Source organism: Autumnicola edwardsiae, assembly GCF_031846505.1.
In the GTDB taxonomy this organism is placed as follows: domain Bacteria; phylum Bacteroidota; class Bacteroidia; order Flavobacteriales; family Flavobacteriaceae; genus Autumnicola; species Autumnicola edwardsiae.
Map to the genome: position 1 here is coordinate 1 of NZ_JAVRHP010000222.1, position 1,691 is coordinate 1,691.

Consider the following 1,691-nt stretch of genomic DNA (forward strand, 5'->3'; position numbering starts at 1 on the left):
ATTGCTTTTTTCATATCGTGATGCTCTTCGTAGAGTTTTATTATTTCCTCGTTTTCTTGTCCATCGGTCAAATAAGCTGCATAGACTTCTTTGGGAACTTCGAGCCGGAAAATGTTGCTTTCCTTGCCGATTTTGATGAACATTTCGGTGTACTTGCGTGGCCCGGAAAGATTGTTTTTGATGGATTTCAACTGGTTCAGGTCGTGAGTGGAAAGGTTGAGCCTTTTGACCAACTCGGCATAGCCTTTCTCATTGTTCAGGCTGTAAATGACCTGTGTGTTTTCCAATATGCTTGCAGAAGTTGAATTATTCGGAAGCTGATTGATGGATTGGAGGATAATGCCAATAGCCCCGTTCTGTTTTCGGATGGCCTGATAATAAAATTCAACACTTTCCAGTACGTTTTCAAACTTCAGTTGCTTGGCAAACTCATCAAACAGGATGATGCCTTTTTCAGCCCTGTTTTTCCAAATGGTTCGTTGGATTGCCGACTTTATCAGCTTCAACATTACCGAAAGAATTTCCTTATTATCCTTTACTTCGTCCAGTTCAAAAACTATCAGGCGTTTATCCTCGATCTTATAGGTCTGGTCTTCGCTGACCTCAAAAAGGAAGCTGTATAGACCATCGCCAACATACTCCGACATTACGTGCAGAAAGCCTGTAACATTGAAGTAGTCAGGATGGATTTTAAGTTGATCTAAAAGGTCTTTTTGGTTGCGCTCGATAAAATGATAGAAGCCATCCAACGAATGATTTTCTGAAGTGCTATCATAATAATGGCGCAGTATTTTCTTGACAGAAACAGATTGTGCCTTGGTTACTTTTAAATCCGAAGCGAACAACTCAAATAAGAAAACCGATAAATCTTCAAGACGTTCTGGTGTCAGGTCATTGGTATCGCTGATATAAAATGGGTTGATGCCCAAGTTCTTTCCGCTTTCATAGCGCAGTACGGTGTACTGCTCTGGATAGAGTTTGGCGAACTTGGTATAAGAACCGCCCAGATCGATAATGACCAAGCGGACACCACTTTCAAAATATTGGCGCAGGATATTGTTGGCCAAAAAGGACTTGCCCTCGCCCGTAGGAGCGAAGATGGCAAAATTCCGTGCCTTGATGCGTTTTTTACGCTCGTCCCAAACATCTTTTAAAACAGGAATATTGTGTTCCCGGTCGTTAAAGATGATTCCCGTGGCATCCGATTTATAGTTGGTATTATTGATAAATAGGCAAAGCGCGTGTTTTAAATCGGTCACATATAAATCCCTATTTGAGAAATTGGAGGAAAAGCAACAGTAGCTGTTCAAGATATAGTTTTTGCGTTCCTCGCCTCGTGGATAGTAGGGAATAATGTCCAGTTCCTTAAATTCAGTCTTGATTTTAGAACCGATGCGGCTTAGGTTGGCGGCATTTTTATCCCAATAGACAATGTTCAGATGACCACGAATAATCCGCGCATTGTCATCCGCATTGATCTGGTCAAGAATATGCTGGATTTTTCCGAGTACCACCTTGTTCTGCGAACCAAAGTTGGAACTTTTATTCAGTTCCTCTACTTTCTTATCGAGCAGCTTGCGCCACTTTTGTTTATCATCCAAGTACAAGATTTGGTTGACGATATGGTTTTCGTTAAGCGTAAGCCCTAAACCATCAATAAACCCCTGATGAAACACAAAATCGTCAGAAGT

General features: G+C 41.3%; 1 protein-coding gene. It reads right to left on the reverse strand.

Annotated features, from left to right (window positions below; genetic code table 11):
* Window positions 1–1,691, reverse strand: a 1,691-nt coding sequence (locus RM529_RS17190) for a VirB4 family type IV secretion system protein (RefSeq protein WP_311485975.1), incomplete at both ends; no start/stop codon positions are given.